We start from the raw sequence: 25,196 nt of genomic DNA, 5'->3' as shown, positions 1-25,196 counted from the left end.
TTCGGGGCACAAGGTGAACTGCGGGGCGCAAGCCGCGCGATTTGAACGAACGGATGGACGGGAATGGCTCAAGACGCCGAAGCAATTATCGAACGCCGGAAATTGCGCAGAAAGCTGACGATCTGGCGTGGGGCCTTCCTGCTTCTGATCGCCGCCCTGATTGCCGTCTTCGCTTCATGGTCCATGCGCGGCACCAACTTCAACCAGCCGCACATTGCCAAGGTTCGTATCGAAGGCACCATCTTCGAGAATGAGGAATTGCTGAAGCGTCTCGACAAGATCGCCAAGGATGACGCCGTCAAAGGCGTGATTCTGGTTCTCGATTCGCCCGGTGGAACGACGGTGGGCGGCGAAGCGATTTTCGAAGCCGTGCGCAAGATTGCCGAGAAAAAGCCGGTCGTCACGCAGGTAGGAACCCTTGCAGCTTCCGCCGGTTACATGATTGCCAGCGCTTCGGACCACATCGTGGCACGACAGACATCCATCGTCGGCTCGATTGGTGTCCTGTTCCAGTATCCAGATGTTTCAAAGCTTCTCGATACGATCGGTGTGAAGGTCGAAACCATCAAATCCTCGCCACTCAAGGCGGAACCCAATTATTTCAGCCCGGCCAGCGAAGAAGCCAAGGGCATGATCCGCAATATGATCATGGATTCCTATGCGTGGTTCGTGGACATTGTCGAAAAACGCCGTTCGTTCACACATGAACAGGCGCTGGCCCTCGCCAATGGCGCGGTTTTTACAGGGCGACAGGCACTCGATAAAAAATTGATCGACGGATTGGGCGGTGAAGAGGAAGCGGTCGCCTGGCTTGCGAGCAAGGGGCTTTCCAAAGATTTGCCGCGTCTGGAATGGAAGCCGGTCAGCAGTGAAACGGGTTTCTCGCTGCGCGATCTTATCATTCATGCCGGTGCACGCCTTCTTCGCGTGCCGCAGGAAGCAGACGGCATGTTGAAGCAGATCGCCAAGGAACGCATCTTTCTTGACGGACTTCTTTCGGTTTGGCACGTTGACGGTACGCCTGAAGCGAATTGACGCCAGCCAGGTAAACTTACACAATATCCGGTAGATACCGGATGAAACAAACAGAAGAACAGGGGTTTAAAGCCGTGATCAAATCGGAACTCGTTCAGATTATCGCCAGCCGTAATCCGCATCTCTTTCAGCGCGATGTCGAAAACATCGTGGGCGCGGTATTCGACGAGATCACAAACGCTCTTGCCGAAGGCAATCGTGTTGAGCTGCGCGGCTTCGGCGCCTTTTCGGTGAAGAACCGCCCTGCCCGCAGCGGTCGCAATCCGCGCACCGGCGAAACGGTGGATGTGGAAGAAAAGTGGGTTCCCTTCTTCAAGACCGGCAAGGAACTGCGCGACCGTCTCAACGGCGCAGTCTGATAAACATCATGGCGGCAAAACGCATCATCGCCATCATCGTTCTCGTGCCGCTTGCAGTGGCTCTGATTGCGTTGTCGGTTGCCAATCGCGCATCGGTGCAGTTTACGATCGATCCGTTCAATCCGGGCAATCCCGCTCTGTCCTATAATGCGCCTCTGTTTCTGTGGCTGTTCGGCGCGCTTCTTCTCGGCGTTGTCATTGGCTCACTGGTGACGTGGCTCACACAAGGCAAGCACCGCCGCAAGGAGCGCATGTACAAGCAGGAAGCTGCGCGCCTGCTTGAACGGAGCACCGCCGCCGAAAAGCGCAATATGCCGGTCGTGAACTCCTGAAACACCTGCTATTCTCAAACCCGGAGGCAAAACTTCCGGGTTTTCATGGTCGAAGCGCGATTGAACGTCGTTTTCCCCTTTCACACCGGCCCTGTTTATCCTACCTAGACCCCAATCATGATGATTGGAGTTTCGGGTGAAAGCGCCAAAGGGAAAAGGCAAAAAGCCGTCGGGCGGCAAACAGGACCGTCGTTTCGAGCGCGCAAGACATGATGCGCCGCGTTCAGAAAGCAAATTTGAAGGCCGATTTGATGGCAAGTCTGACAATAAAGGCTCGTCTTTCAAAAAGCCGCGTCCCCAATTCGCCAAGGCCGCACCCAAGCCCGTAGACGACAAGCCCGCTACTCCGCTTCGCGAAATCAAGCCTTATGCCGGCGCACGCCCGGGAGAACGACTGCCGCTCATCCTCGAAACGGAACCCTCGCCCGATTATGCGCTTCTCGACAGCGGCAACGGGTTGAAGCTCGAGCAATATGGTCCCTATCGGATCGTCCGCCCGGAAGGTCAGGCAATCTGGCTGCCAAGCCTGCCACAAAGGGAATGGGATCAGGCCGACGCCGTCTTCACCGGCAACACCGACGAGGAAGGTATGGGACGCTGGGCCTTTCCGAAAGTGCCGCTCGGCGAAACATGGCCGATGCAGCACGATGGCATTTCCTTTCATGGCCGTTTCACCTCGTTCCGCCATGTCGGCGTGTTCCCAGAGCAGGCCGCGCATTGGTCCTATATGGATGGGCTTATCCGAGATGGGGTAAAGTCTGGACGCAGCGTTAAGGTGCTCAATCTTTTCGGCTATACGGGCGTCGCCTCGCTGGTAGCGGCACGTGCAGGTGCGGAAGTGACCCATGTGGATGCCTCCAAGAAGGCCATTCTCTGGGCGCGTGAAAATCAGGAAATGGCCGGGCTTTCGGACAAGCCAATCCGATGGATCTGTGAAGACGCGATGAAATTCGTTCAGCGTGAGGAACGGCGCGGCAGTTTCTATGACATCATCCTGCTTGATCCGCCTGCCTATGGGCGCGGACCGAGCGGCGAGGTTTGGCAGTTGTTCGAGCATCTGCCCGCAATGGTCGATACATGCCGGTCCATCCTGACGCCAAAACCGCTCGCCGTCATCCTGACTGCCTATTCGATCCGCGCATCCTTCTTCGCCATTCACGAACTGATGCGCGACCGTTTCACCGGCCTTGGTGGTACAGTCGAATCGGGCGAACTTATTCTGCGCGAACGTTCCGCCGATCAGTCGGGAGGACGCGCGCTTTCCACATCCATGTTCAGCCGCTGGGTAGCAAAATGAGCCGTGACGACGATTTTTCCAAAGGCGGCTCTCGTGCCGAATATTCCAAGGTAGGTCAGGTGAAGGAAGTCACCAGCCTCACCAACCCTATCGTGAAAGATCTCCGCTCGCTGGCGCTGAAAAAATTCCGCGACCAGCAGGGCGTGTTTCTGGCCGAAGGGCTGAAGCTCGTCATCGACGCGCTCGAACAGGACTGGCGCATCAAGACGCTGGTCTTCGCCAAGTCCGGCAAGGGCAACAAGATGGTCGAGCAGGTTGCCGCCCGCACCTTCGCCAAGGGCGGGCTGGTGCTGGAAGTGACTGAAAAGATCATGGCTGCCATTACCCGCCGCGACAACCCGCAAATGGTGGTCGGTGTTTTCGAACAGCAATATCGCCCGCTCGCAAACCTCAAGCCGAAGAACAACGATGTTTATATCGCGCTCGACCGCGTGCGCGATCCCGGCAATCTGGGCACTGTCATCCGTACCGCCGATGCGGTCGGCGCCAAGGGCATCATTTTGATCGGCGACACCACCGACCCCTATTCGCTGGAAACCGTGCGCGCCACGATGGGCTCGGTCTTTTCCATGCCGCTCTATAAAGTGACGGAAGCCGACTTCCTCAACTGGCGCAAGGACATTTCGGGCCTTGTCGTCGGCACCCATCTGAAAGGTGCGGTCGACTATCGCACCATTCCCTATGCCAACAAGCCGGTCGTGCTGATGATGGGCAACGAACAGCAGGGCCTGCCGGACAGTCTGGCCGATACTTGCGACAAGCTTGCTCGCATTCCGCAGGCAGGCCGTGCAGATTCCCTCAATCTTGCAATTGCCACCGGCGTCATGCTCTACGAAATTCGTCGCGACGCACTCACGCTCGATGAAAGGGTTTCCGGATGAAGCGACACGCAGTCTGGTCCTCACTGTTCGTCGTTGTTCTCACCATACTGATCGATCAGGGTGTCAAACATCTGGTGGAAACGCGGATGGGCTACGGCCAGCAGATCGACCTGCTACCGTTCCTTGCCTTGTTTCGTACGCACAATGAGGGCATCGCCTTTTCCATGCTGGCATGGCTGCATGATTGGGGACTGGTCGCAATCACCGCAGCAGTTATTTTGTTCGTACTTTACCTGTGGTGGACCAACGCGCCGGACCGCATCTTCGCACGCTACGGTTTTGCACTTGTCGTCGGCGGCGCCATCGGCAATCTTATCGACCGCGTGATGCACGGTTACGTCGTAGATTATATTCTGTTTCACCTGCCAACCTGGTCATTCGCAGTTTTCAACCTCGCCGACACCTTCATTACAATCGGTGCAGGTCTCATAATTCTGGAGGAATTCCTCGGCTGGCGGCGCGAACGGGCCGCCCGCTAACCCGCCGGGTTGAACAGTCCCTGCCTTTCGCATAATTTGATCTCTTAAAATTAAAAGCTTTTTGAAGAGGATAAGGTCCAGTCATCCGAATTGACACATTGGTGACATGCTTCTGTCATCGTCGCGTAGCACTGAATCTGTACTGCTTCGGTCGAACTGGACACCCTGTCCATGCAATCGGCTGAACAAGGATTGGAATTGGCTAGCTCTCGCCGAAATATCCGTGGGAAAGCCGTTCAGGAATACGTGAATAGACAAATCAGGAGCCATCATCATGACAGTACTGCTTGGAATGGACCAGCAAATCATTGATGATACGGTCATGTCAGGCTTAGAAGCACAACAGGCGCTGTTCGCGTCCAACGGCGATCCCATCGTTCTGGGACGCATCGGATCGCTGGAAGTACGGCTTGCAAATTCACGCGAGGCGGTAGAAGCCGCGCAGGAATTGCGTTTCCGCGTCTTCTTCGACGAAATGGGCGCACGCAGGGAAAGCATCGAAGCCGTGGAGCTTCGAGACGCTGACCGTTTCGACGCTATTTGCGATCATCTGCTCGTTTATGACACCGCCCTGCCCGTGCCGGAGCATCAGCAGATTGTCGGCACCTATCGTCTGATGCGTAGCGATCAGGCAGAACAGGCGCTCGGCTTTTATTCTGCCGATGAATATGACGTGCAGCGTCTGGCCCTTTCACGCCCGAACCTCCGCCTGCTTGAACTGGGTCGCTCCTGCGTGAAGGCGGAATACCGCTCCAAGCGCACTGTCGAGCTTCTTTGGCAAGGTGCCTGGGCCTATTGCCGCCGCCATTCCATCGATGTGATGTTCGGCTGTGCTTCATTCCACGGCGCGGTGCCTGCAGCGCACGCGCTCGGCCTGTCGTTCCTCCATCACAACTGCCGTGCCACCGATGACTGGGACGTTCGTGCCCTGCCCAATCGTTATCAGGCCATGGACCTGATGCCGAAGGAAGCGATCAACAACAAGGTTGCGCTGTTCTCCATGCCGCCACTGGTCAAGGGTTATCTGAGTCTTGGCGCGATGATCGGAGACGGCGCAGTAATCGACGAGGCATTCGGCACAACCGATGTCTTCATCATCCTGCCGATTGAGCGCATTTCCAGCCGCTACATCACTTACTACGGCGCGGAAGCGAACCGCTTCGTGTAGTCTGTAGATATTCCGGTTCTGACGGCCTGCAAACGGCGCTGTTTTGCGCTTCCGGTGCTCATGTACCCAAAAGTACATTCCGTTCCGGGTCGCAAACATCACCATTTTCGGCTCGTCATAACCAGAATCTCAAACAGACTGGGGCACCCTACCTGGCCAGAACCCATCACGCCCTGCCTGCCAGTTCCTTCAACTTGTAGATCAGATCCAGCGCTTCTCGCGGAGTCAGTTCGTCTGGACTGATTGCAGAGACAGCCTTGGTCAGGTCACTATCTTTCCCCTGAACCTGCAGCTTCGGCTTTTCCTGCTGCAAGACGACAGAGAACAGCGGCAGATCATCGATCAGCTTGTCCGCCTTGCCCGAGGTTTCGCCCGCTTCAAGCTGGTGCAGCACATCGCGCGCGCGATTGACGACCGCTTCGGGCAGCCCCGCCAGACGCGCCACCTGCACGCCATAGGAACGATCGGCAGCCCCTTTCGCCACCTCATGCAGGAAGACGACATCATTGTCCCACTCCTTGACCCGCATGGTGACGTTGGAAAGCCGCTCAAGCTTTTCTGAAAGTGCAGTCATTTCATGGAAATGCGTGGCAAACAAAGCCCGGCAACGGTTCTTCTCATGCAGATATTCAACCGCTGCCCAGGCAATGGACAATCCGTCGAAAGTGGCTGTACCGCGCCCGATCTCATCGAGGATCACCAGCGAGCGTTCGCCTGCCTGATTGAGGATCGCAGCCGTTTCCACCATTTCAACCATAAAGGTTGAACGCCCGCGTGCCAGATCGTCGGAAGCACCGACACGACTGAACAGCCTGTCCACGACACCGATCTTTGCAGAACCCGCAGGCACGAAGGAGCCCATCTGTGCCATGATCGCAATCAGCGCATTCTGGCGCAGGAAGGTTGACTTACCGCCCATGTTCGGGCCGGTCAGAAGCCAGATCGCACCATTGCCGCCGTCTGCTTGCGGCGAGAGATCGCAATCATTGGCGACGAACGGATTGGCCGCTTGACGCCGGAGGGCCTGCTCTACGACCGGATGACGACCCGCGACAATGTTAAAGGACAGACTGTCATCGACTTGCGGGCGGCAATAGCCCTGCTCTTCCGCCAGCACGGCAAGCGATGCCGAGACGTCGAAAACAGCGAGCGCCGATGCGGCGGCACGGATACTATCAGCATGGGAGACCGCTTCCGCCGTCAATTCCTCAAACACGGCAAGCTCGATTGACAATGCGCGGTCGGCAGCATTGGCGATCTTGCTTTCCAGTTCCGCCAGTTCGGTCGTGGTAAAGCGCATGGCATTGGCCATGGTCTGGCGATGGATGAAACGGCTCTTGGCTTCATCCGTATCCGTCATCGCCCCGGCATTGTTGGCCGTCACCTCGATAAAATAGCCAAGCACATTGTTATGCTTGATCTTCAGCGACTTGATACCGGTTTCTTCGATATAATTGGCCTGCAGACCGGCGATCACCCGGCGTGACTGGTCACGCAAAGCCCGCATTTCATCGAGTTCGGAATTATAGCCTCCGCGTACAAAACCACCATCGCGTTTCAGAAGCGGCAATTCATCAGCCAAGGCCCGGTCGAGATGGGCGGTAAAGATGGCGGGCATGGCACTGACGGCATCGCGGGCATGTGCCAGTTCGTCGGGCAGCAAAGCGCTTTCCAGCAGGCTCGCAATGACATGCGCAGCCTCGAAGCCTCGGGCAAGGCTACCCAGATCACGCGGGCCACCGCGCCCGACGGCAAGGCGCGAAAGACCGCGCGGCATATCCGGCACGCCCTTCAGTTCCGCGCGCATGGCTTCACAGAGCGACTGCTCGCTCAGGAACCAGGAAACGGAATCGAGCCGCAGCGCGATTTCCTTCGGATTGGTCAGCGGCGCGGTCAGGCGTTCGGCAAGGAGTCGCGCACCGCCGCCCGTCACCGTGCGATCAACCGCCTTCAGCAAACTGCCGTCTCGATTGCCCGACATGGTGCGGGCAAGTTCCAGACTGGCGCGTGTGGCCGGGTCGATAAAAAGCGTGCCGCCCTCATGTTCGCGTTCGGGTCGCATCAAGGGTGGGCGCTCGGAAATCTGCGTCTTCTCGATATAGGCGATTGCACCGGAAATAGCTGAAAGTTCAGGACGGCTGAACTGGCCGAAACCATCAAGCGTTGCCACATTGAAATAGCGTTGGATGCGCGTTTCCGCAGCCGCGCTGTCAAAGAGGGTCGCCGGTTGCGGCGTTACCGCCTTGCCGACCAGATCGAAGACCGGGCGTAGCTCCTCATCGTGGAAGGCGCTGTCAGCCACGACCAGTTCGCGCGGGTCGACCCGCATCACATCGGCGAAAAGCCGGTCCGGCGTGGTTTCCGCCACACGGAAAGTTCCGGTTGAAATGTCGATCCAGGCGAGCGCCAGCGCACCATCGCCGCGCGTGCGCCCCATCGCCATCAGGAAATTGGCTTCGGACGGATCCAGCAGCTTTTCTTCGGTCAGCGTGCCCGGTGTGACGAGACGGATCACATCGCGCTTCACCACCGATTTGGAGCCGCGCTTCTTCGCCTCTGCCGGGTCTTCCACCTGTTCGCAAACCGCGACGCGATAGCCCTTGGCGATCAGCTTCTGCAGATAATCGTCGGCGGCATGGACCGGCACGCCGCACATGGGAATATCCTCGCCCAGATGCTTGCCGCGCTTGGTGAGCGTGATGCCGAGTGCCGCAGAGGCTTCCACTGCATCATCGAAGAACAGCTCGTAAAAATCGCCCATGCGATAGAAGAGCAACGAATCGACATTCGCCGCCTTGATCTCAATATATTGTTCCATCATGGGCGTCAGGCGAACGGGCGCTGCCTCGGCGGTGTTTTCTTCCGCTTCCGAGCCGTGTTCGTTAGCCGTCGTTTCCATCTAAAAACCTTCATTTATTGCTTAGCCGGCGAGGCTAAAGTTATAAAATTTCGTATTCCATCGTTTTTGGATGAATATCTATTCCTCGAAGCACTGTTTACACGATGCGTGACTGGCGCTATCGAGGTTCTCCCGCAGATGAAACCGGAGGGAACATGCCAGCCTCGACGCCGAAGGGCAACACATCAGAACGCGCACCCACAGCCAGTGAGAAGGAAGCGCTAGACTTTCACGCGCACGGTCGCCCGGGCAAGCTGGAGATCAACCCCACCAAGCCCATGACCACGCAGCGCGATCTGTCGCTCGCCTATTCTCCGGGCGTTGCCGTGCCGGTGAAGGCAATCGCTGAAGACGCCGCCCGCGCCTATGACTATACGGCAAAGGGCAATCTCGTCGCTGTCATTTCGAACGGCACCGCCATTCTCGGGCTCGGCAATCTGGGTGCGCTCGCATCCAAGCCGGTGATGGAAGGCAAGGCCGTGCTGTTCAAGCGCTTTGCCGATGTCGATTCCATCGATCTTGAGGTCGATACGACCGACATCGATGCCTTCATCAATGCGGTACGCTATCTCGGACCGTCGTTCGGCGGCATCAATCTGGAGGATATCAAGGCGCCCGACTGCTTCATCATCGAGCAGCGCCTGCGCGAATTGATGGACATTCCGGTTTTCCACGACGACCAGCACGGAACGGCTATCATCGCCGCTGCCGGCCTCATCAATGCGCTGCATCTGACCGGCCGCGACATGAAGACGACGAAGCTCGTCTGCAATGGAGCGGGTTCGGCGGGTATTGCCTGTATCGAGCTTATCAAGGCGATGGGTTTTGCCTCGGAAAACGTCATCCTGTGCGACACCAAGGGCGTCGTCTATCAGGGCCGCGAAGAGGGCATGAACCAGTGGAAGTCCGCCCATGCGGTGAAAACCGACAAGCGGTCGCTCGCAGATGCCATGAACGGTGCGGATGTCGTGTTCGGCCTTTCGGCCAAAGGCGCGTTCACCGAAGACATGGTCCGTTCCATGGCGCCGAACCCGATCATCTTCGCCATGGCCAATCCCGACCCGGAAGTAACGCCCGAAGAAGTGGCGCGCATCCGCGACGATGCCATCGTTGCCACCGGTCGTTCGGATTATCCGAACCAGGTCAACAATGTCCTTGGTTTTCCTTACATCTTCCGTGGCGCACTCGACGTACGTGCAACCACCATCAACGATGCGATGAAAATCGCAGCCGTCAATGCATTGGCCGAACTTGCCCGCGAGGACGTGCCGGACGATGTGGTTGCCGCCTATCAGGGCAGCCGTCCGCGCTTCGGCTCAAGTTACATCATTCCGGTGCCGTTTGATCCGCGTCTGCTTGCATCCGTCTCGGCTGCCGTCGCCAGGGCAGCGATGGAAACCGGCGTTGCCGGGCGTGCCATTGCCGACATCGAAGGCTACAAGCGCGAACTGTCGGCACGACGCGATCCGATCGCCTCGACGCTGCGCGGCATCTATGAGCGCGTGCGTCGTCAGCCGAAGCGCATCGTCTTTGCCGAAGGTGAAGAAGAACAGGTGATGCGTGCCGCCGTTTCCTACGTCAATCAGGGTCTCGGCACCGCTATTCTGGTTGGCCGCGAGGAACGGGTGAGGGATACGGCCAAGGCTGCTGGTCTTGATCTCGACCGTCCCGGCATCGAAATCATCAATGCGCGCCTTTCGAGCCGCAATGCGGCCTATGCCGACTATCTCTACGAGAAACTGCAGCGCAAGGGCTATCTGACACGCGATTGCCACCGGCTCATCAACAATGACCGCAATCATTTTGCGGCCTGCATGGTGGCGCTCGGCGATGCCGACGGTATGGTAACGGGCGTGACCCGCAATTACGCGACGGGTCTGGACGACGTGCGCCGCGTGATCGATTCCAAGCCCGGCCACCGCATGGTTGGCGTCTCCATCGCACTTTGCCGTGGACGCACGGTGTTCATCGCCGATACCGCCGTTCATGAAATGCCGACCGCAGCCGAGCTTGCCGATATTGCGGTTGAAGCTGCGGGCATGGCGCGCCGCATGGGTTATGTACCACGTGTTGCACTGACCGCCTTCTCGACCTTCGGTCATATGGGCGGTGAACGCTCCGCGCGCATTCAGGAAGCCGTCCGCATTCTCGCAACGCGTCATGTCGATTTCGAATTCGACGGCGAAATGAGTGCCGATGTGGCGCTGAACCCGAAGCTGATGGAACAATATCCGTTCATCCGCCTGTCGGGCCCGGCCAATGTGATCGTCACACCGGACAATCATTCGGCCTCGATTGCCGCCGACATGCTGCAGGAACTGGGTGGCGCAACGATTATCGGCCCGTTGCTCGTCGGTCTCGACAAGCCAGCGCAGATCGTCACCATCGGAGCGAAGGATTCCGACATCGTCAATATGGCGGCAATTACCGCCTATAACGCGACGAACTGAAAGATCAGCGAAGAGCAATACAAAGGCCGGGTTTTCCCGGCCTTTGCTTTTGGATATTCATCATCCATAAAAGCGGCTATAGGATAGCCATCGTCCACTATCCTTTTCTCCGCAAACCGGATCTACATGCCGCATGAGCGCACACGACCTTAAGCTGGAAGAGATCGTCAATCCCGAGACGCTACGCCGCAAGCTCAACGAACTGGCGGATTCCACGGACGAAAACTACACCAGTCCTACCGTGCGAAAAGTGGTGCTTCAGGCTCTGAAGGACGCTTTGGTGCGCGGTCGCGCCAATGCCGAAGGCATGTTGATGAAGGATGGTGGCGGCACGCTCTGCGCCAAACGCCTGTCCTTTCTCATGGATACGCTGATTGAGGCGCTGTTTGAATTCGCCACCACCAAAGCCTATCCGATGATCAACCCGTCGAAGGCCGAGAACATGGCTATCGTCGCGGTCGGCGGTTACGGGCGCGGCGGGCTGGCGCCTGGGTCAGATATCGATCTTCTGTTTCTGCTGCCCTACAAGCAGACCCCCTGGGGCGAGCAAGTTGTCGAATACATGCTCTACATGCTGTGGGACATGGGACTGAAAGTCGGTCATTCCACGCGCAACATCGATGAGTGCATCCGGCTTTCGCGCGAAGACATGACGATCCGCACGGCAATTCTCGATGCGCGATTTCTCACCGGCAATCGCGAGCTCTTCAAAACGCTTGTTACCCGCTTCGACGAGGAAATCGTCAAGGATACCGGCCCGGAATTCATCCAGGCCAAGCTTGCCGAGCGCGACCAGCGCCACCGCAAGGCAGGCGAAACCCGCTATCTGGTTGAGCCGAACGTCAAGGAAGGCAAGGGCGGCCAGCGCGACCTGCATACGCTGTTCTGGATCACCAAATATTTTTACCGTGTCAAAACGAAAGAAGAGCTGGTCAAGCTCGGCGTTCTGTCACGAGCCGAGCTGAAGCTGTTCAACAAGGCGGAAGATTTTCTTTGGGCGGTGCGGTGCCACATGCATTTCGCGACGTTGAAGGCAGAAGAACGCCTTTCCTTCGACATCCAGCCGGAAATCGCCCAACGCCTTGGCTATACGGCGCATCCCGGCCAGAACTATGTCGAACGTTTCATGAAGCATTACTTCCTCGTGGCCAAGGATGTGGGCGATCTCACCCGCATCATCAGCGCAGCGCTGGAGGAGCAGCAGGCCAAGCATGTACCGGGCTTCAACCGCATTTTCCTTACGTTCTCGCGACGCAAACGCAAGCTTTCCGCCGACGGCGACTTCGTTTCGGAAAATCACCGCATCAACATCGCACGGCCAGAGGTTTTCAAGGAAGACCCGGTCAATATCATTCGTCTCTTCCATCTGGCCGACAAACACGGGCTGGAATTTCACCCCGAAGCGATGCAAAGCCTCACCCGCTCGCTGAAACTCATCAATTCCGATCTGCGTGAAAATCCTGAAGCGAACAAGCTTTTCCTTGAAATCCTGACCTCGCCGCGCAACCCCGAACTCATCCTGCGTCGCATGAACGAATCCGGCGTGCTTGGAAAATTCATTCCTGACTTCGGCAAGATCGTCGCCATGATGCAGTTCAACATGTACCACCATTATACGGTGGACGAGCATTTGTTGCGTTGCATCGCCGTGCTGTCGGAAATCGAGCATGGTGAGCTTGAAAACGAGCACCCGCTTTCAAACCACCTCATCACGACAGTCAAGCGCGACCGCAACCTGCTTTATGTGGCGCTGCTCTTGCACGACATCGCCAAGGGGCGCCCGGAAGATCATTCCGTTGCTGGTGCGCGCATCGCCCGCAGGCTGGGACCACGGCTGGGTCTTACCCCTACCGAAACAGAAACCGTTGAATGGCTTGTGCGCGAACATCTGACCATGAGCATGGTCGCGCAGTCACGTGATCTCAACGATCGCAAGACCATCATCGACTTCGCCGACACCGTGCAGACCATGGAGCGGTTGAAGCTCCTCCTGATCCTGACCGTCTGCGATATCAAGGCGGTTGGTCCCGGCGTGTGGAATGGCTGGAAGGGCCAGCTTCTGCGCACGCTCTTCTACGAAACCGAACTGGTCCTGACCGGTGGCTTTTCGGAATTGTCCCGTGCCGACCGCGACCATCAGGCGCGAGAGGCGCTGGCGGACCGGCTCTCTGATTGGCCGAAGGACAAGCGCGATGCATATCTGGCGCTTCATTACACCAACTATTTCCTGACTGTCAGCCTCGAGGATCAGGTCCGGCACGCCCATTTCATTCGCGAAGCCGACCGCAACGAGCGGGCGCTGGCCACCATGGCCAAGCCGCATACTTTCGAGGCGGTTACGGAAATCACGGTACTGGCGCCTGACCATCCGCGTCTGTTGTCGATCATCACCGGCGCCTGCGCAGCGGCTGGCGCCAACATCGTCGACGCGCAGATTTTCACCACTGGCGATGGACGCGCACTGGATACCATTCTCATCAGCCGCGAGTTCGACACTGATGACGACGAGCGCCGCCGTGCCGAACGCGTCGGCAAGGTCATTGAGGATGTTTTGTCCGGCAAGGCCCATCTGCCCGACGTGCTGGCCAAGCGCACCAAGCCGAAGAGGGCCGCCAAGGCGTTCAAGGTGGAACCGCGAGTCGAGATCAACAACACGCTTTCGAACAAGTTTACCGTCATTGAAGTGGAAGGTCTGGACCGGCCCGGTTTGCTTTCAGAACTGACTGGCCTTATTTCCGACCTTTCGCTGGATATTGCATCGGCTCATATCACCACCTTCGGCGAGAAAGTGATCGACAGTTTTTATGTGACTGACCTTGTGGGCCACAAGATTTCAAACGCCACCCGTCAGGGCAATATCAGGCGCAAGCTGCTTGGTGTTCTCAGCGGCGAAAATGGCAGCAAGACAAACGGCCGCTCATCTCAGGCCGCAGCATAGGTTTTTCAGTAAATGAGTTTGGTCAAAAAGTTCGCCACGGTCGCGTCCGGAACGCTGATGAGCCGCATTTTCGGCTTCACGCGCGAGATGTTCATGGCGGCAGCGCTCGGCACCGGTCCAGTAGCCGACGCCTTCAATGCCGCTTTCCGGTTCCCGAACACCTTTCGCCGGCTCTTTGCCGAAGGCGCGTTCAATTCAGCCTTCGTGCCGCTTTTTGCCAAGGAAATAGAGAAGAACGGCATGGACGGCGCGCGCCGTTTTTCCGAAGAAGTGTTCGGCGTTCTCTTCACGGTGCTTCTGTTCCTGACCATCGTGATGGAACTTTCGATGCCCTTCATCGTACGGACGATAATTGCACCGGGTTTCACCGACGATCCGGTGAAGTTCGACAATACGGTGCGTCTCGCCGTTATCATGTTCCCCTATCTCGCCTGTATGTCGCTGGCGGCGATGATGGGCGGGATGTTGAATTCGCTGCATCGCTATTTTGCAGCGGCCATTGCGCCGGTATTCCTCAACATCATCCTGATCGGGGTTCTGGCTTTCGCGTGGTGGCGTGGCTATGACGCGCTTTCGGTCGGCTATGGCCTTTCGTGGGGCGTGATGGCTGCAGGTCTGGTCCAGCTTGCCATTGTGTGGATCGCCGTGCGCAATGCAGGTATCAAGATCGGCTTCCGCCGTCCACGTCTGACCTCGAACGTCAAACGGCTTCTCGTGCTAGCACTGCCCGCAGCGATCACCGGCGGCATCACGCAGATCAACCTGCTCATCAACACCAATATCGCATCCGGCATGGAAGGCGCGGTATCGTCGCTCGTCTATGCGGACCGCATCTATCAGCTTCCGCTCGGCGTCGTCGGCATCGCCGTCGCAACCGTGCTTCTCCCGGAACTGTCACGCGCGCTGCGTGGCGGGCACATGAAAGAAGCGTCGAACCTTCAGAACCGCTCGGTTGAGTTCACCTTGTTTCTAACGCTACCGGCCGCTGCTGCCCTGCTCGTCATGTCGGAACCTATCGTCCGGCTTCTGTTCGAACGCGGCAAGTTCAGCCCGGATTCCACGCTCGTCGTTTCCAATATTCTGGCCATCTACGGCCTCGGCCTGCCCGCGTTCGTGCTGATCAAGGCGTTCATTCCCGGTTTTTTTGCCCGCGAAGACACCCGCACACCGATGATCTTCGCTGCCATTTCGGTGGCGGTGAACGTCTCGCTCGCCATCACGCTTTTCCCGCATTTCGGTCCGACCGGCATCGCCACGGCTGAAATCGTTGCCGGATGGGTCAACGCTATCCTGCTGTTCGCCATGCTCGTGAAGCGCGGCCATTGGGGGCGGGATATTCCGCTGCTCACCCGTATTCCGCGTCTCCTCATCGCTGCCGCGATCATGGCATTCGGAATCCACTATGCCATCGGCCATTTTGCCTACGAGCTTTCCTCCGCAGCGCCGCTTGCTCTGCGGGCGGGAACCGTCACCGCTATCGTTGTTGCGGCAATGGTGGTCTATTTCGGTTTGGCCTTCGGTCTGGGTGGCGCCAATACGGGAATGATCCGTCGCAACATCAAGCGCGGTGCGGCAAAGAAAGCCCCTGAAAGCGAGCAATAATTCAAGCTTGAAAGGCGGCTGCGTCTCTGCGAAAAGACCAGCATTCAAAATCCCCGCTCTCCACCGGCGGGGCTAACTTTTTTAGGATAAAGCCATGAGCACGTTCAAACCGCTTGTCTTCTCCGGCGTCCAACCGACCGGAAATCTTCACCTCGGCAATTACCTTGGGGCGATCAAGCGGTGGGTCGAGGTTCAGGAAACGCAGGAATGCATCTATTGCGTCGTGGACATGCACGCGCTGACCATTTCGCCCGATCCGGCTGAGCTGATGCAATCGACCCGTGAAGTCACCGCGGCTTTCCTTGCTGCCGGTATCGACCCGAAGAGAAGCATCGTCTTCAACCAGAGCCGCGTCATGCAGCACGCAGAGCTGGCATGGGTATTTAACTGCATCGCGCGCATCGGCTGGATGAGCCGCATGACCCAGTTCAAGGACAAGGCAGGCAAGGACCGCGAAAACGCTTCGCTCGGCCTGTTCGCTTATCCAAGTCTGATGGCCGCCGACATCCTGCTTTATCGCGCCACCGCAGTGCCGGTGGGTGAGGACCAGAAGCAGCATCTGGAATTGACCCGCGACATCGCGCAGAAATTCAACAACGATTATTCGGATCGCATCGCTTCGCTCGGCGTGGGCGTGGATATGCAGGTTGGTGACGAGCAGGTTTCCGGCTTCTTCCCGATGACGGAACCGATGATCTCCGGCCCTGCCATGCGCATCATGTCGCTGCGCGACGGCACCAAGAAGATGTCGAAGTCCGATCCGTCCGATCTGTCGCGCATCAATCTGATCGACGACGAAGAGACCATCACCAAGAAAATCCGCAAGGCAAAGACCGACTCGGACGGCCTGCCCACCGAGCTCGACGGTCTCGCCGGTCGTCCGGAAGCCGATAATCTGGTTGGCATCTATGCAGCACTTTCCTCTCAGTCGAAGGAAGACGTGCTCAACGAATTCGGCGGACGCCAGTTCTCCGAATTCAAGGCATCACTTGCCGATCTCGCGGTGGCAAAGCTTTCGCCTATCACTCATGAGATGCGCCGTCTGGTCGCTGATCCGGCTTACATCGACAGCGTTCTGCGCGACGGTGGTGAGCGGGCTGGCGTGATTGCCGAACAGACCATGCGCCATGTTCGCGACATCGTCGGCTGGCTGCAGAACTAAACTTCTCAATGATCAAGCGAGCGGCAACATTTTTGCTGCCGCCGCTCTTCACTTGAAAATCATCATCCGATCTTCAAGTACCTACCAAATGTCAGCTTGCAGACGGTCAATCCCGATGGCAAATTGCGGCCATGGTATCAAAACGACTTAGCCGGGAAGCCGGTCACCGCCGCAAGTTTCTTGCCGTCATCGATGAGACGCCCGAATGCGGGCGCGCCGTTGCATATGCCGCGCGCCGTGCAAAAAATACGGGCGGCTCTCTCATCCTGCTTTTCGTGATTGATGACTCTGATTTCCAGCAAATTCTGGGTGTCGGCGAAATCATGCGTTCCGAAGCGCAGGAACGTGCTCGCGCAGCGCTGGAAAAATTCGCCGCAACTGTGCGTGCAGCCCAAGGCATCGAGCCGGAAATCAACATCCGTGAGGGCGAAACCGCCTCGGAATTGATTAGCCTCATCGAAGAAGATCAGGACATCGCCATTCTGGTTCTGGCTGCCGGTTCGGGCAAGGAAGGCCCCGGCCCTCTCGTGCAATCGCTTGCCAGCCGCTCCCAGTTCCCGATCCCGGTTACGGTCATTCCGGCAGGTATGAGCGACGATGACATTGATGCGGTGACCTAATCACCCTATATTGATGACAACTGATACACGCAGCATCGGGACAGCACTTGCGTCCATGAGTATCTGCGCTTACGAGAATCGTTCCAAAATCTGAAAGCGGGACAACTGGCATGTTCATCCAGACTGAAACCACGCCCAACCCGGCGACCCTGAAGTTTCTTCCCGGCAAGGTCGTGATGCCGGAAGGTACCGCCGATTTCCGCGACGCCTCCACCGCGGGCAACACATCGCCGCTCGCAGCCAAGCTTTTTTCGGTTCCGGGCGTGACCGGTGTTTTCTTCGGTTATGACTTCATCACCGTCACCAAGGAAGACGGCGAGTGGCAGCATCTGAAGCCCGCCATTCTTGGCACGATCATGGAACATTTCATGTCGGGCGCACCTGCAATGGCTGGCAACAGCAATGCAGACGCTGCTGCCGCTCATGGCGAAGAAGAATTTTTCGATGAAGCCGATGCCGAAACCGTCGAGATCATCAAGGAACTGATCGAGACCCGCGTTCGTCCGGCAGTTGCACAGGATGGTGGCGACATCACCTTCCGCGGTTTCGAGAACGGCACCGTGTTCCTGAACATGAAGGGTGCATGCTCTGGTTGCCCGTCGTCGACTGCAACGCTGAAGCACGGCATTCAGAACCTCCTGCGCCATTTCGTGCCGGAAGTGCAGCAGGTCGAACAGATCTGACCTTGCTGAGACTTGTAAAGAAAAAGGCCGCTTGAAGCGGCCTTTTTCATATCTGTCATCATCTGGACCTACTGCTTCACGATGACCTTGGCACCCTGTTCGGTGCGGTCGTAAAGATCCATGATGTCCTGATTCATGAGGCGGATGCAGCCGGAAGACATTGCCTTGCCGATGGACCACCATTCCGGCGTTCCGTGCAGACGATAGCCCGTGTCGCCACCCTTGTTGTAGAGATATAGAGCGCGCGCGCCGAGCGGATTGCGCAGGCCGGGGTCCATGCCGTTGCGATATTTTGCCAGTTCCGGTTGGCGCTTGATCATGGCGGAAGGCGGCGTCCAGGTCGGCCATTCCCGCTTCATGGCGACGCGCGCCGTACCGGACCATTCAAATCCTTCACGACCAACACCAATGCCGTAACGCATGGCCTTGCCTTCCGGCATAATGAGATAGAGGAACTTTTCCCGCGTATCGACGATGATCGTGCCGGGGGCTTCGTCCGTTGGATATTTGACGATCTGGCGGCGATATTGCGCCTGGATCTTTTCGCTCGGGATGGCCGGGACGACATAGCCGGCGTCGGTGACCGAAGAATAGGAGGCGGTATAGAAAGTGCCGCCTACGGTCGAGCAGCCTGCCAATGCACCTGTCAGAAAAAGAGCCGTCGTCAGTTTAAGGACGCGAGAATTCATGCATTCCCCCAGATTGGTTCATTCCGTCAATGGGACCACGATGGGCCGGAGATAGAAGCGAATCGCTCATTCTTGTCGAAGATGCGGTAGTATTGTTAACCAGGCGTTAACCGTAAATTGAAAATTCCTTGAATAAGACATTTTTTGGCCATGTTTGCCTTGGTAGCGCGGTTTTCGTACGGCTCGTCCCAGTTTTCCGATTGTTTCGATCTGAATCCACGCACAAAATGCGCCCATGCCGATCGTGATTCCCAACCAGACCCATCCTCTTTCCGACGGCCGACAGTCGGAGAACGCCATGCTGGTGCGGCGTGGCGTGCAGCGTCTTTTTCTGGAAATGGGGCTTGCAACATTGCCTGAACTGCCGCTGGCATCCGGCAGGCGCGCCGACCTGATGGCGGTCAACCGCAAGGGTGAAATCTGGATCGTGGAGATCAAATCGTCGATCGAGGATTGGAAGGCAGATCACAAATGGCCCGAATATCGCGCTTACTGCGACCGGCTGTTCTTCGCCACCCATCCGGCGGTGCCGCGCGAAATATTTCCGCAAGAATGCGGCTTCATTCTCTCTGATGGATATGGGGCGGAAATTATGCGTGATGCGCCAGAACATAAATTGCCCGGCGCAACCCGAAAGGCGTTGATGCTACGCTTTGCGCGGGCGGGCGCCGCCCGCCTGACAATCGCCGAACTTGCGGGTCTCGATGTACCCGAGACAGAAATAGATTGATTTAGCTGTCCAATTTAACGAGGCGCGCGTTTGGCCAGAATGCGCTGCAATGTACGGCGATGCATGTTGAGACGACGTGCGGTCTCGGAGACATTGCGTTCGCACATTTCATAGACGCGCTGGATATGTTCCCAGCGAACCCGGTCGGCTGACATCGGATTCTCCGGCGGCGCAACCTTTTCGCCGGGACGGCGGGTCAATGCTGCGAAGACCTCATCCGCATCGGCAGGCTTCGACAGATAGTCGATTGCGCCCAGCTTAACAGCGTTCACAGCAGTTGCGATATTGCCGTATCCGGTGAGAACGATGGCGCGCGTATCGGCACGGCGCGAACGAATAGCTTCTATGATGTCGAGGCCGTTGCCGTCGCCGAGGCGCATATCCACGACCGCATAGGCCGGGGCGGCGGCCTTGGCGGCAGCAATGCCTTCCTCAACCGATTCCGCAGTTGTCACCTGAAAACCCCGGCTCTCCATGGCGCGGGCAAGGCGCTGCAAAAAGGGCTTGTCGTCATCAACCAGAAGGAGGGTCGGATCGTTGCCTATGGCTTCGGTGTCTTCCTGCTTCAAGTCGTCCATCGGGTGCTTCCTGCCTGTATTTTTCTTTCCTTATTGATACCCCTGCGTCAAAAAGTCAAATAGCCATTGAATTGTTGAAGCAATTTCAGCATTCGCCCATACGCAAGAACAATGCAAGCCATTGTATTTTCAGAATATTTTTAAAAATGGACACAAGGAATTGATAGCAAAATCGTGCGTAAGCTGCAGTCTTTTGCTCAGATGGCCCAATATTGCCGGGCCTCGGCGGATAGCCCGGCCAGAAAGCTGTCCAGCTCCACTTGATCGATATGCGCACGCAGCGCCTTGGCAACATCGTAAATAGCTGAATCCGGTGCAAAATTATGATCTTTGCGCAGAGATTGCACTTCACAGGTCAATGCCTGTCGGCTCAGAAATGGCTGTTTCGCTTCACCAATATCCCAGTTTGCTACAAAAACCGCACGAAGAACGGTTGGCAATATCGTGGCAAAGCGAATCGCTTGATCGACCTCCAACCGGTGGCGGAAGGTGAGCAGCACAGCTTCCACCATCGTATAGGCCTGATTGCGTGTAGCGAGCCCTGCCTCATCCCGAGCCATATGGAGAAACTTGTCGAACTCCTCCGTCGCCCTCTGGATTTCAAGCGGAATCGTCATGCTGCATCCTTCTTCAGCCTGATGTGAATGCTGAACGCGGCCACACCACCTTCACTTCTGCGCCCTGTCCGGGATTGTTGCGATTGCGGAAGGTGATATGCGCGCCTGAGCGTTCCAGCAAAGTCTTGGCGATGAACAGACCAAGGCCGAGTCCGCCGCCGTTCCGCGTATTGTCGCGGCTCGTCATATAGGGCTCGCCGATACGATCGAGGATTTCCGGTTTGAACCCCTCGCCATCATCCTGAATGGTCACGCTCACATTACCGTCGGTCCAGCCCCAGGTCACGTTGACCGTACCACGTGCAAAATCGACGGCATTTTCCACCAGATTGCCGAGACCGTAGAGAAGGCCGGGATTGCGCCGGGTGACGGGTTCCGGTTTCGGACCTTCCGTCTTCTGCACGTCAATCGTGATACCGAAGTTGCGGTGCGGCGCAATCACCTCTTCGATGAGAGAGGAGAGCGGCAGGCGCGACATGTGTTCCTCGCCCTCCGAAGATAGGCTGGTCAGCCGCTGAAGAATTTCACGGCAACGCTGGGTCTGGGAATGGAGCAAGGCGATGTCTTCGGCAAGGCCCGGATCGGTGGTGCGGGCGCGCTGCATTTCCTTTACCACCAGCGCAATCGTTGCCAGCGGTGTGCCCAATTCATGGGCGGCTGCGGCAGCCAGACCATCCAGCGCCGACAGATGCTGTTCACGCTGGAGAATAAGTTCGGCAGCGCTCAATGCATCGCCCAGCTGACGCGCTTCCTCGGCGATACGATAGGCGTAAACGCCAGTGAATCCGAGCGCCGAAATAATGGCGCACCAGATGCCGATGACGAACAGAAACGGCAGGTCCAGCGTTTCGCCCGGATACCAGGGCAGCGGTTCGTGCCTGATGGTAAGCACCGACGTACAGGCAACCACCAGCAAGGCGAGCACCAGCGTATGACGAGCCGAAAGCGACGTCGCCGAGATAATGACGGGTACGATCATCAAAATGATGAAAGGATTCTGCAACCCGCCAGTGAGATAGAGCAGCCCTGCCAATTGCAGAACGTCGAACGCCAGAACCAGGCTTGCCGCCGCCGGATTGAGCCGGTGGTTGGTCGGAAAGCGGAAGGCCAGATAAAGGTTGAGCCATGCTGAACAGGCGATCAGAGCAAAACAGATGCCGACTGCAAAAGGAAATTGCAGATAGAGCGCCACGAACATGACGGCGGCGGTCTGCCCGGCAATGGCCAGCCAGCGCACACGTATCAACGTGGTCAGGCGCGGGCGGCGCGAAAGATTGGAAGCGCGATTCTCGAATTCTGCGTGCATGAGTCCCTCTACTCGCTCCTTATGAGACAAGGTCGGGTCTCAACGCAAGCGGAACTGCGTTATCCGGTCGCAGGTTGGAATCAGGTTCCGCGTGGCTTGGCGCGACGCGTCGCTTCCGCATTGGCCGGGTCTTCCGGCCAGACATGCTTCGGGTAGCGTCCGCGCATGTCGGCGCGCACATCCGCCCATGATCCCTTCCAGAAGCCGGGAAGATCACGGGTGATCTGGATCGGGCGATGAGCTGGAGAAAGAAGTTCCAGCAAGAGCGGCACCTTGCCATTGGCGATGGCCGGATGCACCCCAAGACCGAAAAGCTCCTGGACACGAACTGCGATCACCGGCTCTTCGGCGTCATAGCGAATCGGAATATTCGATCCGGTCGGCACTTCGAAATGCGTCGGCGCAAGCTGGTCGACACTACGCTGCAGATCGAAGGGTACAAGGCTCATCAGACCGTTCTTCAACACGTGCCCGGGAATGCGGTCAAGTTGCGCTTCGCCCGTCAGGAAGGGCAGCAGCCAATCGTCCAGCCTTTCGATGAGATGGTCGCTATCCATCGAAGGCCACGGATCACCAAGGCCGCGATGAAGCCAGCCAAGGCGACGACGCAGAATATCGGTTTCCTTGCCCCATGGCAGAATATCGAGGCCATGTTCACGCACGGCGGCAATCACGCCTTCGTCGGCGGCAGCTCCCGAAGGAGCGGCGAGCGGCTTTTCGGAGAGAGCTATCGCACCAATGCGCACAGCCTCACGAGCCCGCAGGGCGTTCTTTTCCGCGTCATAGACGACCTGTCGTCCACTTTCGATCCTGTTACCAAGGGCTGCGCGGATTTCGGTTTCCGAAACTTCCGCGGCAGAAAGAATGCGGGCGCGGCCCGCTCTTCCAGACATATCGGCAACCACAAGCCATGGCGCCCTGCTGAGGCTGATAGCGGGATCGACCTCGCCGCCACGTCCATTGGCCAGAAGAAACTGCCCCATCTGCCCGCGAGCCTTGGCTATGCGGTCCGGATAAGCATCAATGAGCATACGACCTACGCTTGAGCCTGCCACCTCACCCTTGTTTGGGACATTTGCTGCAAGCCGCCGTGCCAGCCCTTTTGCACGCTGTGCACGATCTGATCGGTCATTGCGGAACCGCGACATGCGCGTATCAAGGTCGGTTTCATTGCCGCCAAGGCCGCGTTCGGTCAACAAAACAGCGAGTTCAGCAGCCTTTTGCACCTCGCCGCGCTTGCCAGCTTCTGCAACCATATGTGCCAGACGTGCAGGCAGGGCCAAAGAGCGCATGGCTTCACCGTCGGGCGTCAATCGTCCCGCTTCATCCAGCGCACCGAGCCGCATAAGCAGCGCCTTGGCTTCTTTGAGCGCAGGTGCCGGCGGTTTGTCGAGCAGCGATAATATTGCCGGATCGGTCACACCCCACGCAGCCGCATCCAGCACAAGGCCCGACAAATCAGCTTCGAGAATTTCCGGTGGTGAAAAAGCGGGGAGCGACGCCGTCTGCCCCTGATGCCAGAGGCGAATGGCAATGCCCGGTTCTGTACGACCCGCACGGCCAGCACGTTGATCGGCACTTGCACGCGAAGTCCGCACGGTTTCAAGCCGGGTGAGGCCCGTGGCCGGTTCATATTTCGGCTGGCGTGCAAGGCCTGAATCGATCACCACGCGTACGCCATCAATGGTGATAGAGGTTTCTGCAATCGAAGTCGCCAGCACCACCTTGCGGTGGCCTGTCGGTAGAGGCTTGATCGCCGCATCCTGATCGCGGCCTTCCATTGCACCGTAAAGCGGTGCCAGAATGATATTGGCAGGCAGTAATTTTTCCAGAATGCCTGCCGTGCGCTCAATCTCGCCCTGCCCCGGCAGGAAGGCGAGGATACTGCCGGTTTCATTTGCCAGCGCATCACGGATCGTACGCACCATCGCGTCCTCGACCCGTTCATCCGCTTTGCGATCGCGATAGCGAATATCGACGGGATAAGCGCGCCCCTCACTTTCGATCACCGGCGCATCGCCCAACAGTTGAGCCACGCGAGCGCCATCCAGTGTTGCCGACATGACAATAATTTTGAGGTCGTCACGCAAGGCTGCCTGCACATCCAGCGCCAGCGCCAGTCCAAAATCCGCATCGAGACTGCGTTCATGGAACTCATCAAACAGGACTGCGGCGACACCCTTGAGGTCTGGATCGTCCAGGATCATGCGCGCAAAGACGCCCTCAGTAACGACGAGGATCTTGGTTTTCCCTGATACCTTGCTTTCAAGGCGCATCCGGTAGCCGACCGTTTCACCCGGTTCCTCGCCCAGGAGCTGCGCCATGCGGCGAGCAGCTGCACGTGCCGCCAGACGACGCGGTTCAAGCAGCACGATCGTGCCATCCTTGCGCCAGTCCGCGTTCAGCATATGAATAGGTACCAGTGTCGTCTTGCCCGCACCGGGCGGCGCGACAAGGACTGCGCTCGCATGATGCGCCAATGCCTCATCCAGCTGAGGCAGAATTCGTGTCACAGGAAGGTCGGGCAGGCTCGTCAAAATAATTTCCGTCAGATAAGGCTTCCGCTTTCGTGCTTATCACACAGGGAACGCACATGATCCATATTCGAAAATCGAACAGGGCCGATGCGCCCGCGTTGACTGAAATCTGGCGCGCCAGCGTTCTCGCTACGCATGACTTCCTGAGCCGCGATGATTTTCTGGAAATCGAAAAGCTGGTGGCCGAGCAATATCTGCCGAACGTCGAAGTCTGGCTTATTGAAGACGCTGGCAAGCCGGTCGGCTTCATGGGCATGAGCGAGCATCATATCGACAGCCTGTTCATCGCACCTGATCAGCGCGGCAAAGGCATCGGCAAACAGATGATAGCGCATGCAAAAACGCTCGGCAGTCCGCTGACAGTCGATGTGAACGAGCAGAACCTGCAGGGTGTCGGCTTTTACCGGCATATGGGGTTTGTCGAAACCGGGCATTCGGAGACAGACGACCAGGGACGCCCCTATCCACTCCTGCATCTGCGGCTGGCGACCAACAATTGACATACTCCCCTAGAGTATATAGATTTCGCTGATATCGGGAGTTTCCATGCCGCATTCACCGGAAGACAAGAAGCGCGCCTTGACTCGCCTGCGCCGCATTCGCGGACAGGCCGAAGCGCTGGAGCGCGCGGTGGAGGCTGGCACAGAATGCGCGGCATTGTTGCAGCAGATTGCAGCACTGCGCGGTGCAGCCAACGGGTTGATGGCGGAAGTGCTGGAAAGTCACTTCCGTGAGACATTTGGACAGGAAACCAAAGCTGATCCCGATACACAAATCGACGAAATCATGCGGATTCTACGCACCTACCTCAAATGAGTGCGTTGCTCTAAGATA

General features: G+C 57.6%; 22 protein-coding genes. 16 read left to right on the top strand and 6 right to left on the bottom strand.

Annotated features, from left to right (window positions below; genetic code table 11):
• Nucleotides 1-63: 63 nt before the first annotated feature.
• The 7 genes from sppA to olsB all read left to right on the top strand — a co-directional run bounded on the left by sppA (nucleotide 64) and on the right by olsB (nucleotide 5,551).
• Entirely contained in the window at nucleotides 64-1,035 is a 972-nt protein-coding gene (gene sppA, locus OANT_RS00840) for a signal peptide peptidase SppA (RefSeq protein WP_011982368.1), read from the top strand.
• Nucleotides 1,036-1,109: 74 nt separating this feature from the next.
• Nucleotides 1,110-1,394, top strand: a complete 285-nt coding sequence (locus OANT_RS00835; RefSeq protein ID WP_004687882.1) for an integration host factor subunit beta — start codon at nucleotides 1,110-1,112, stop codon at nucleotides 1,392-1,394.
• Between the two features lie 8 nt (nucleotides 1,395-1,402).
• Entirely contained in the window at nucleotides 1,403-1,726 is a 324-nt protein-coding gene (locus OANT_RS00830) for a lipopolysaccharide assembly protein LapA domain-containing protein (protein ID WP_010657999.1), read from the top strand.
• A 136-nt stretch (nucleotides 1,727-1,862) separates the two neighbouring features.
• The gene (locus OANT_RS00825; RefSeq protein ID WP_011982367.1) at nucleotides 1,863-3,023 is read left to right on the top strand and encodes an RsmD family RNA methyltransferase; all 1,161 of its coding nucleotides are present in this window, start codon (nucleotides 1,863-1,865) and stop codon (nucleotides 3,021-3,023) included.
• Nucleotides 3,020-3,904 (top strand): TrmH family RNA methyltransferase, encoded by an 885-nt coding sequence (locus tag OANT_RS00820; RefSeq protein ID WP_011982366.1) that lies wholly within the window; start codon nucleotides 3,020-3,022, stop codon nucleotides 3,902-3,904. Before OANT_RS00825 ends, OANT_RS00820 begins: the two co-directional genes overlap by 4 nt.
• Nucleotides 3,901-4,383 carry a signal peptidase II gene (gene lspA, locus OANT_RS00815; RefSeq protein ID WP_010657996.1) on the top strand — a complete coding sequence of 161 codons (483 nt, stop codon included), beginning with the start codon at nucleotides 3,901-3,903 and terminating at the stop codon, nucleotides 4,381-4,383. Before OANT_RS00820 ends, lspA begins: the two co-directional genes overlap by 4 nt.
• A gap of 274 nt (nucleotides 4,384-4,657) precedes the next feature.
• Nucleotides 4,658-5,551, top strand: coding sequence for a l-ornithine N(alpha)-acyltransferase (gene olsB / locus OANT_RS00810; RefSeq protein WP_011982365.1), 894 nt, complete (start codon nucleotides 4,658-4,660; stop codon nucleotides 5,549-5,551).
• A gap of 166 nt (nucleotides 5,552-5,717) precedes the next feature.
• Here the strand turns inward: olsB and mutS are convergent, their stop codons facing one another.
• Nucleotides 5,718-8,450, bottom strand: a complete 2,733-nt coding sequence (gene mutS / locus OANT_RS00805) for a DNA mismatch repair protein MutS (RefSeq protein WP_011982364.1) — start codon at nucleotides 8,448-8,450, stop codon at nucleotides 5,718-5,720.
• A gap of 155 nt (nucleotides 8,451-8,605) precedes the next feature.
• Between mutS and OANT_RS00800 the strand changes: the two genes are divergently transcribed.
• The 6 genes from OANT_RS00800 (at nucleotide 8,606) to OANT_RS00775 (ending at nucleotide 17,905) form a co-directional block, all read left to right on the top strand.
• The gene (locus tag OANT_RS00800; protein WP_011982363.1) at nucleotides 8,606-10,900 is read left to right on the top strand and encodes an NADP-dependent malic enzyme; all 2,295 of its coding nucleotides are present in this window, start codon (nucleotides 8,606-8,608) and stop codon (nucleotides 10,898-10,900) included.
• A 133-nt stretch (nucleotides 10,901-11,033) separates the two neighbouring features.
• A complete protein-coding gene (locus OANT_RS00795) occupies nucleotides 11,034-13,838 on the top strand; it encodes a [protein-PII] uridylyltransferase (protein WP_011982362.1) in 2,805 nt (934 codons plus the stop codon).
• 12 nt (nucleotides 13,839-13,850) lie between these two features.
• Complete coding sequence (gene murJ, locus OANT_RS00790; RefSeq protein ID WP_010657991.1) at nucleotides 13,851-15,440, top strand: murein biosynthesis integral membrane protein MurJ; 1,590 nt, start codon at nucleotides 13,851-13,853, stop codon at nucleotides 15,438-15,440.
• A gap of 94 nt (nucleotides 15,441-15,534) precedes the next feature.
• Nucleotides 15,535-16,602, top strand: a complete 1,068-nt coding sequence (trpS, locus tag OANT_RS00785; protein WP_010657990.1) for a tryptophan--tRNA ligase — start codon at nucleotides 15,535-15,537, stop codon at nucleotides 16,600-16,602.
• 131 nt (nucleotides 16,603-16,733) lie between these two features.
• The gene (locus tag OANT_RS00780; protein WP_010657989.1) at nucleotides 16,734-17,222 is read left to right on the top strand and encodes a universal stress protein; all 489 of its coding nucleotides are present in this window, start codon (nucleotides 16,734-16,736) and stop codon (nucleotides 17,220-17,222) included.
• 110 nt (nucleotides 17,223-17,332) lie between these two features.
• On the top strand, nucleotides 17,333-17,905 hold the full coding sequence (locus OANT_RS00775) for a NifU family protein (RefSeq protein ID WP_010657988.1): 573 nt from the start codon (nucleotides 17,333-17,335) through the stop codon (nucleotides 17,903-17,905).
• A 68-nt stretch (nucleotides 17,906-17,973) separates the two neighbouring features.
• Here the strand turns inward: OANT_RS00775 and OANT_RS00770 are convergent, their stop codons facing one another.
• Nucleotides 17,974-18,594 (bottom strand): L,D-transpeptidase, encoded by a 621-nt coding sequence (locus OANT_RS00770; protein ID WP_011982361.1) that lies wholly within the window; start codon nucleotides 18,592-18,594, stop codon nucleotides 17,974-17,976.
• 235 nt (nucleotides 18,595-18,829) lie between these two features.
• Here OANT_RS00770 and OANT_RS00765 point away from each other — a divergent pair, with 235 nt between their 5' ends.
• The gene (locus OANT_RS00765; RefSeq protein WP_011982360.1) at nucleotides 18,830-19,324 is read left to right on the top strand and encodes an MmcB family DNA repair protein; all 495 of its coding nucleotides are present in this window, start codon (nucleotides 18,830-18,832) and stop codon (nucleotides 19,322-19,324) included.
• Nucleotides 19,325-19,338: 14 nt separating this feature from the next.
• Here OANT_RS00765 and regA read toward each other — a convergent pair whose 3' ends face one another.
• From regA to hrpB, 4 genes are all read right to left on the bottom strand, one after another.
• Nucleotides 19,339-19,902 (bottom strand): global response regulator transcription factor RegA, encoded by a 564-nt coding sequence (gene regA, locus OANT_RS00760; protein WP_006465866.1) that lies wholly within the window; start codon nucleotides 19,900-19,902, stop codon nucleotides 19,339-19,341.
• A gap of 197 nt (nucleotides 19,903-20,099) precedes the next feature.
• The gene (locus tag OANT_RS00755) at nucleotides 20,100-20,519 is read right to left on the bottom strand and encodes a DUF2267 domain-containing protein (protein WP_011982359.1); all 420 of its coding nucleotides are present in this window, start codon (nucleotides 20,517-20,519) and stop codon (nucleotides 20,100-20,102) included.
• Between the two features lie 13 nt (nucleotides 20,520-20,532).
• The gene (locus OANT_RS00750; protein ID WP_010657984.1) at nucleotides 20,533-21,825 is read right to left on the bottom strand and encodes an ActS/PrrB/RegB family redox-sensitive histidine kinase; all 1,293 of its coding nucleotides are present in this window, start codon (nucleotides 21,823-21,825) and stop codon (nucleotides 20,533-20,535) included.
• A gap of 80 nt (nucleotides 21,826-21,905) precedes the next feature.
• Nucleotides 21,906-24,362, bottom strand: coding sequence for an ATP-dependent helicase HrpB (gene hrpB, locus OANT_RS00745; RefSeq protein ID WP_011982358.1), 2,457 nt, complete (start codon nucleotides 24,360-24,362; stop codon nucleotides 21,906-21,908).
• A 56-nt stretch (nucleotides 24,363-24,418) separates the two neighbouring features.
• Here hrpB and OANT_RS00740 point away from each other — a divergent pair, with 56 nt between their 5' ends.
• Nucleotides 24,419-24,862, top strand: a complete 444-nt coding sequence (locus tag OANT_RS00740; RefSeq protein WP_011982357.1) for an acetyltransferase — start codon at nucleotides 24,419-24,421, stop codon at nucleotides 24,860-24,862.
• A 46-nt stretch (nucleotides 24,863-24,908) separates the two neighbouring features.
• Entirely contained in the window at nucleotides 24,909-25,178 is a 270-nt protein-coding gene (locus OANT_RS00735; RefSeq protein ID WP_010657981.1) for a metal/formaldehyde-sensitive transcriptional repressor, read from the top strand.
• Nucleotides 25,179-25,196: the final 18 nt, after the last annotated feature.

The sequence above is a fragment of the Brucella anthropi ATCC 49188 genome (assembly GCF_000017405.1).
Classification (GTDB): Bacteria; Pseudomonadota; Alphaproteobacteria; order Rhizobiales; family Rhizobiaceae; genus Brucella; species Brucella anthropi.
This window is presented reverse-complemented; position numbering and strand designations above follow the sequence as displayed.